This window comes from Methanobrevibacter sp. (genome assembly GCF_017468685.1).
GTDB lineage: Archaea > Methanobacteriota > Methanobacteria > Methanobacteriales > Methanobacteriaceae > Methanocatella.
The window spans coordinates 1-8,106 of record NZ_JAFUHT010000057.1 but is presented as its reverse complement, the minus strand read 5'-3'; the positions used below and the strand labels follow the sequence as shown (position 1 = coordinate 8,106).

Here is an 8,106-nt window from a genome sequence, read left to right as displayed (position 1 = left end):
TGACAGGTCTGGTATGTGGACTAATTCCAGTAAGACATTCAGTTATGTGGGTAATTTGACTCCTGGTGCTAAGGTTAATTTCACTGTTGTGTTTAAGGCATTGGTGAATGGTACTTTGATCAATAGTGTTAATGTTACTTCTAATTTGACTGGTAATAAAACAGCTAATAACTCTACAAGAGTTTATAATCCTAATTTGACTGTTGAGAAAATTACTTTAACTAATGTCAGTTATGTGAATGGAAATGTTTCATTTGTGATTGTTGTTACTAATACTGGTGATTGCAATTTATCCGGCATTAAAGTCTTTGAATTATTTAATTCTACTGAATTTAAGTTAATTGATTTCATTGACAGGTCTGGTATGTGGACTAATTCCAGTAAGACATTCAGTTATGTGGGTAATTTGACTCCTGGTGCTAAGGCTAATTTCACTGTTGTGCTTAAGGCTTTAGTTAATGGTACTTTAATTAATACTGTTAATGTTACCTCTAATTTGACTGGTAATAAGACTGCTTCTAATAGTACTAGGGTTTACAATCCGAATTTGACTGTTGCGAAATTCACTTTAACTAATGTCAGTTATGTTAACGGCAATGTCTCATTCATGATTGTTGTTACCAACACCGGTGACTGTAACTTGTCCAATGTTACTGTTAAAGAGATCTTTAATCCTAAAGAATTAGATTTCTATGATTTTACAAATAAGGACATGTGGACTAATTCCAGTTATGTTTTCACTTATAAAGGTATCTTAAAGCCTGGTGAAAGCAGCAACTTCACTGTAATTTTCAAAACATTAACAAACGGTACTTTAATCAACACAGTTAATGCAACATCAAACATGACTGATAATAAGACAGCAACCAATAATACAACCGTTACTAATGAAATATGTGACTTAACTGTTAACAAAACTGTTAATTCATCAAGCATATTTATTAATAATCTGGTTGAATGGACAATTACTGTTGTAAACAACGGTCCGAATGTTGCACGTAATGTAACTGTAAATGACACATTAATCGATGGTCTTGAACTAACTTCCATACCTTTAAACTGCACACTCAGTGGAAGAACTATTGTTTGGAAAATTGGTGATTTAAAACCAAATAAACCGATTGTCCTTAAAATAGTTACAAATGCTACCAAATTAGGCAATTTGACTAATGTTGTTTGTGTAAACACTACAACTATTGAATCAAATCAATCTAATAATCAGGCATTTAATTCAACATTTGTTAATCCGATTTGTGATTTAACAATCAACAAAACTGTAAGTGCAAAGGTCATTGATGTTAATAAAACAGTTGAGTGGACAATTACTGTTGTAAATAATGGTCCGAGTGTTGCTTACAATGTTACTGTTAAAGATACTTTAAATGATGGTCTTGAATTGATTGGCATTCCTTCAAACTGTACTTTTGATGGTAAAATTATCATTTGGAAAATCGGTGATTTGCAAGCAAATAAACCGGTATCCATTAAAATTGTTACCAAAGCAGTTAAAGAAGGTAATCTAACCAATATGGTTAGTGTAAACACTACTACAACTGAAAGCAATTTAACAAACAATAATGCTTCAAATTCCACTTTTGCAAATCCTATTTGTGATTTGGTCATTAACAAAACAGTTAATGCTTCAAGCATATTTGTTAATAAGTCAGTTGAATGGACAATTACTGTTGTCAATAATGGTCCGAGTGTTGCTTATAATGTTACTGTTAAAGATATCTTACCGGAAGGACTTGAATTAGCTGAAACTCCTAAAAATTGTAATGTTAGTGGAAGAACTATTATCTGGAAAATTGGTGATTTGAATACAAAAACACCTATTGTTTTAAAAATAGTTACAAAAGCGGTTAAATTAGGTAATTTGACTAATATAGTTAGTGTAAACACTACAACTAATGAATCTAATAAAACAAATAATAATGCTAGCAACAGCACTTATGTAAATCCAATTTGTGATGTTGCAGTTAACAAAACTGTTAACGTCAGTGCAATTTACATACATGGCCTTGTTGAATGGACAATTACTGTTGTCAATAATGGTCCGAGTGTTGCCTGCAATGTTACTGTTAGAGATTATTTACCTGATGGTATGAGATTAGTAGAAATTCCAATGAATTGTACATTAAATAATACAATCTTAACTTGGAATGTTGGTGATTTAGAAATAAATAAACCGATTTCTTTAAAATTAATTACTGAAGCTTTAAGTGAAGGTAAAAAGATTAATTTAGTTAATGTAAGCACAGCTACTAATGAAACTGACTTAACTAATAATAATGCTGACAATAATACATTTGTAAGTTCTCTTTGTGATTTAGTAATCAGTAAAGCTGTTAATGCAACTAAAGTTGACATGTTTGATTTGGTTGAATGGAATATTACTGTTGCAAATATAGGCCATAATCCTGCAGTGGCTGTTGTGGTAAATGATACTTTGCCTGAAGGTTTAAGAATTATTTCTGCAACTCCATCTATAGGAAGTAGTTCTGATAATAAAACTGGAATTTGGAGAATAGATTATATTGAAAATAATACTAGTGTTTTCCTTATTTTAGTTACACAAGTCTTAAAAGAAGGCCCAATTACAAATACTGTAACAGTCAATACCACTACAAACGAAACAACCAAGTCAAATAATAATGCAACTAATACTACTGTTGTAAATCCAATTTGTGATTTGGAAATAAGTAAAATTGTTAACTTAAAAGAGGTTAATGTTGGTGAAAAAGTAGTTTGGACAATTGAAGTAAGAAACAATGGTCCAAGTGATGCTAAAAACGTTATTGTAATTGATCAATTGCCTAAATCCTTAAAAATTCTTAATTATAAAGTTAGTGATGGTATTTTTAATAGAAACAATGGTCAATGGAATATTGGTTTATTGGAAAACGGTTCTAGTGCAATTTTAACAATTGAAACTCAAGTTTTAAGTGATGGTAACATCATGAATTCAGTTTCAGTTCAAACCACTACAAAAGAATCAGATTATACTAATAATGATGCTTCAAACACTACCAGAGCAATTCCAATAGTTGATTTGGAACTTAAAAAAGTTTCAGATAAAAAATCATACTATGTAGGAGATGAAATGCATTGGATTATAGAAGTTACAAATCATGGATTAAGCACTGCTAAAGACGTGTGGGTATTGGATATATTGCCGTCAAGTGTCAAATTCATTAAATTTAGTGCTTCTAAAGGATCTTATGATCATTCTAGTGGAAATTGGTCTATTGGTGAAATTGGAAGTGGTGAAAAAGTTACTTTGGACATATTATGTAAAATAATGTCCGAGGGAGCTATAACCAATAACGCTAAGGTGGTAACAAGCAGTAATGAATCTAATTTAATTAATAATTATGATAATGCCACTGTTGATGTTACTGAACCTGGCGAAAAACATCATGATGAGCCAACTCCACAGGAAAACAAATCAAATCCAAAACAAGAACCTCCTATTAAAGCGGAAGTTTCACTTAAAAATACCGGTAATCCTATTGCATATCTTTTAATTGCAATATGCATTATCTTAGGAAGTTTTTGGTCTAGAAACAGGAAAGAATAAACACAAAATAATTTTGACTGGATAATTTTTATTATCTGGTTATCTTTTTCTTTTTTTTCTTTTTTTATACGGGCAATTTTTTACATAAGTTATTTATCATATCCAAAACATATTATTTTTTAGACATGATTAATGAAATTATTATTCAAAGATTGGATGACCTTATCGGAGATTATGACACTCCTTTTTTTAATTACTTATTATATTCTTATGATTTAAGTTTAAACGAATGTGAACTTATTGTTGAAGAATTAAGAGGAGATATTAATTCAGGTAAAATTGTTGCTGATAATATAGTCTCAGTATTGAATGATTATTTTAAATCAAGGGTTATCTATTTGGAAAAACAAAAAAAGATAGATTTACTGTCATCTTTAGTTCATGAGGATAATGATTTCTATATAAAATATTTGAAGAAATATGATTTGACATCCCAGGAGATTAATTTAATATATGATAAGGTTGAATCGAAAATTTTGGATGAGAATATCACTGATTTTGAAATAAAAAGATATCTGCAGTATTATTTTCTAAATTCAATAAAACAGGAGTCATATATTAATGATTTGAATCGTATAATTGGTCGAAATTATGACACTTTAACTATAATAAATATTAAAAAGAAATATCCTATTTTACGCGATCAGGATATTGTTCAGATAGTTTTTGATATACATCGCGAGATTATTGATGCAAAGGATTTTAAAAATGGCATTAAGCATGAATTTAAAAGGCAATGTATGATTAGAAGTGAAAATAAAAAGGCACAATGCCGTTTAAATTTAAATGAATTTGTTGAGGGAAGTGGTGATTCCTTTTTGAAATTAATCAAGTTTAAAAATTTATCCAAAAGCGATGGGAAAATTATTATTGATGAAATTCAGGATGATATTTCAAAGGGTTTAATCCAGCCTGAGTGGATTGACAGTGTTTTTATAACTAAACGTTTTAATGATTATAATGAGAGACAGTAGTGTTTTTACTTTTTTGAAAAGTAAATTTGGGAATTTATATGACTTATGCAGTGTCATGGAAAAGTTGATTGTTTTGAAAAAATACAATCTTGCTATGGCTACAGCTAAGATTATCCTTGATTTATTTTCCCGTCAAACTAAAAAGAAGCTTGTCTTTACAATTGATGTTTTTAATGACTCTGATTTGAATTTAACATTAAATGATATGGAAAGCGTTCACAAAACTTTGTTTAGATATATCTATGATGATTATTTTATAGGCATTGAGAAGTTTCTGCAGGTTGATTATGAATTTGATTTTGCATTTCTGGGTCATAATCCAAAAATCACAAATGAGGACATATATCTGATTGCCGACAATCTGAAAGTTGATTCCATAATGCCTTCATTAATCGGCCTTGAAGGTGAAAACCCAATTGCCATTGATGATTTGAATGCAAACGATAAGGAAAATGTTTTAAATCTGGTTGAAAAGAATTTGAATAAATTTATTAAGAATCATATATTGACCTTAAACCTTTTTGACATTGAGGGAAATTTGATTTCCAGGCCATTGAACTTTGAAGCGGTCAAAAAAACAGACAGGTGCATAATAAAGGAAATTCCTCCGGAAGTTGAATTGGATGAACATCAAAAGAGTGCTGTAGAATACATTGGAAAACCGTTAGTTATCAATGCAGGTCCGGGTGCCGGAAAAACCCGTGTTATAATTGAAAGGGTTTTATATCTGATTGAAAATGGGGCAAAGCCTGAATCAATACTTGTCATTACTTTTACAAATAAGGCAGCTGATGAGTTGCGTGAAAGGTTTAAAAAGGACACAAAACTGGATTTAAATGTTATAAATCAAATGAGAATAAGTACCATTCACAGTTTCTGCAGATCAATTCTTTCAGATTTCTGTGATATTCCATATAATCTGCTTAAAAGGGAATCTGAAAGGAACCTGTTTTTTAACAAGCATAGAAGTGATTTGGGATTTACCGGACCTGCTTTTTTAAGGAATTATGAATCAGGTCAGGTCCTTAAAAAATATGAGGAATATGCACTGTTTGAAGTGGACTGTGAAGCTCTGATTGATTATATACAGTCAAAATACAAGCCGAGTGAGGAATATCTGACCTACATTGATGAGTATTACCGGACACATCCTCAGACTCAATACCCTACTAAAAAGGAAATCAAGGCGTTAGGCTTTAGATGTGATGTCTATAAGGCAAGATATCTCCAGATTGCAAAATCATATAATGACTGGATAAGGTTAATGGAAGCTGAACATGTCTGTGACCAGAATTACTTGCTTATAAAAGCCCTTGAAATCTTATCGGATAAGGATAACTTAAAACAACTTCAATACAGGAATGTATTGATTGATGAGTTTCAGGACACCGATGCAATACAGATGCAGATATTTGAACATTTAAAAAGTATTTCTGATTCGTTCACGGTTGTCGGGGATGCAGATCAAAGCATATATTCATTTAGAGCAGCAAATCCTAAATTCTTTAATGATTATTCCACAAGTGATGAGTTTGAAAATAAGATTTTAATCAACAATTACCGCTCAAGCGCGGATATTGTCGAGTTTAACGAGAAATACATTAATCAAAAAAGGGTTAATCCTAAAGACCTTAAAGCAGTCAATAATGAGAAAATGCCTGTGTATATGCTTGAAAACAAAAGGGATGATGATGAATACCGTGGCATTGCATACATCGTCAAGAACCTGAAAAGCTTAGGCAAAATCTCAAAATACAGTGATGTGTGTGTTCTCTTTAGAAGTCATAAGGATAAAAAGGACATTTTAAATGAATTTGAAAAAGAAAAAATTCCTTATTATCTTAAGGGAATCGATGATTTGATTTATCAGGATGAAGTGAAAGCGGTTTTGGCACTGTTATGGTATATGCTGCCATTTGATCCAACCAGAATTGCATATTATGGGGATGGTGGCCAGTGGATCAACTTATCCTCATTTACAGATACCTATTATCATTCCTCAAAGGTATTCAAATTATCTAAAAAAACTCAGGACCTCTTAAATGATATTGAAAGAAGATATCATGCCAATGTTGTAAGCATTAAAAATAATTTCAAGCCGCTTGATGAATCGGCCAAATCTAATTCTATAATGGATGTTGTGAGGGATTATGCTGATGAAACATTGGAGGAGATATTTGCCCGTGTCGGAGTGGTTGACCTGAGCACTTACTCACGAAGCCAGCTGAAAAGCATCGGAATTGCTGATGAGCATGATTTGGACTTTTTTACCGGATTAAATGATTTGAAATCCTCATTGACTGAGGTTAGGCTGACTTCTCTTCAGGTGTTTTATGAACTTTTAAAAATCACAGGATATGTTGATGAGCTGTCTTCAAGAAGTGATTTTGAGGCTAAAAAGGCATTGCTGAATCTGGCACTGATTTCTCAGATTATTTCAGATTATGAAAATATCATGGGAAAATACGACCTGATCGGTTTATTCAATTATTTATACCGTTCCCTTAAATATTACTCATGTCCGATTAACGAAGAGGAGGACAACTCCCAAAAAGTCCATATTATGACTGTTCACAAAGCAAAGGGACTGGAATATCCTGTTGTAATTACTGCATCCATTAAGGACAGAAGTTTCCCTTTAAAGTTCTCCCCTCAAAGAAAATCACATGTATTCAATAATTATCCTGTTTATCCGACCCCTAACAGGTTTTTGAAATATAAGATATCAGAGGATAAGGAGCCTTTTGAATTTGACCGTGAAGAGGAAAGGGTTTTATATGTTGCAAACACCCGTGCTGAGGAACTGCTGATATTGTCGACAGTACTTCCAAGAACAGGCAGCAAGACTCCAGTTGTTCTAAGGGATTATGAAAAAGATTTGGTTAAAATAGAACCTTCCGATGTATTTGAAATGAAAAAGGTAACCTCTCACATGATTCGCGATAGCAATTTATTTAATCAAATCGAGTTTGAAAATATTCTTGAGGATTATCTGTTCTGTCCTTTAAGATACAATCTTGAAAGCAATTTAAAATTCAAAAATCCACTCAATATCAATAAATTCATCGATTCAAAGCTCAAGATAATTGTTAATCGGTTGCACAATGATAAATTCATGACAGATTGGGATAGGGAAAGCATTGAAAATCTGGTTTTTGAAGTAATCAAATCCTATTCTTTTTCATCAAATGAAAGAAATATCCGGGAGCTTTTTTCCAATTTCACTGATTACTGGCAGGAATACGGCAGAAATTTTAACGTGTTAAAAACATCCCATCCGGTCAGTCTGGAGGTTAACGGTTATGATATCAACGGTGAAATCGATCTTGTTGTTGATGACGGAAATGGAGTGAGTCTAGTTCATTTCATACGAACACGTGATGAGATGAAAAACTACCATTCATTTTATATGGAACTTTTAGGCTATTATGCAAAAGCATTAAAGGAAAGGGAAGATGTTGAGGTTGAAAACCTAATGCTGTATGTTTTGGATGAAGGAAAACTCTATGAAAAGGAATATGTTGACAATGAGTTCTTATTGGAGTATCTTGC

The 8,106-nt window shown here is 31.9% G+C and carries 3 protein-coding genes; all 3 read left to right on the top strand.

The window, feature by feature from the left end; translation table 11 throughout:
• Window positions 1-3,580, top strand: a 3,580-nt coding sequence (locus tag IJ258_RS07685; RefSeq protein ID WP_292805352.1) for a DUF11 domain-containing protein, incomplete at its 5' end; no start/stop codon positions are given.
• A gap of 125 nt (window positions 3,581-3,705) precedes the next feature.
• Window positions 3,706-4,554, top strand: a complete 849-nt coding sequence (locus IJ258_RS07680) for a hypothetical protein (protein WP_292805350.1) — start codon at window positions 3,706-3,708, stop codon at window positions 4,552-4,554.
• Window positions 4,555-4,648: 94 nt separating this feature from the next.
• Window positions 4,649-8,106 (top strand): ATP-dependent helicase (locus IJ258_RS07675; protein WP_292805347.1); only part of this gene is annotated, 3,458 nt, incomplete at its 3' end.